At 36.3% G+C, this 405-nt stretch carries 1 protein-coding gene; it reads right to left on the bottom strand.

The annotated features are described in order from the left end of the window. The coding region (locus A3860_RS09580; protein WP_158085184.1) for a DUF3347 domain-containing protein at positions 1–271 on the bottom strand (271 nt) is incomplete at its 3' end. Between the last annotated feature and the right edge of the window lie 134 nt (positions 272–405).

Genomic DNA, 405 nt, shown 5'->3' on the forward strand with positions numbered 1-405 from the left:
TAAAGGCATTCATGTCAGCTTCGGGAAGCTTTTTCATGTCAACGCCATTGATTGCTTTTACAAACTCGCCGGCTTTTGTAGCGGCTGTATTAGCATCACCCTTAACCAGTGCATTTTTAATATCGTAATACAGCGTAAGTAACTGTGATAAAGGCGACTCGTGAGTTGTATTGTCTACCCTTGTTACGATATGGAGCGAATTATTATAATTGGCCCTTGCTAAAAATGAAAGGGCAGCAAATATGAATGCGGAAAAAATTAATGTTTTCATTTTTGAATGATTTGATTTTTGAACAAATTGTAATAACATAAGGCTTTAGTTCCTTAATAAAATTGCAGCGTGTAGCAACCGGCAAAATCATTTTACTGGATATGTTCAAAATCAAATCTGGAAGGACTGAATGG

The organism is Niastella vici, assembly GCF_002077945.1.
In the GTDB taxonomy this organism is placed as follows: Bacteria; Bacteroidota; Bacteroidia; order Chitinophagales; family Chitinophagaceae; genus Niastella; species Niastella vici.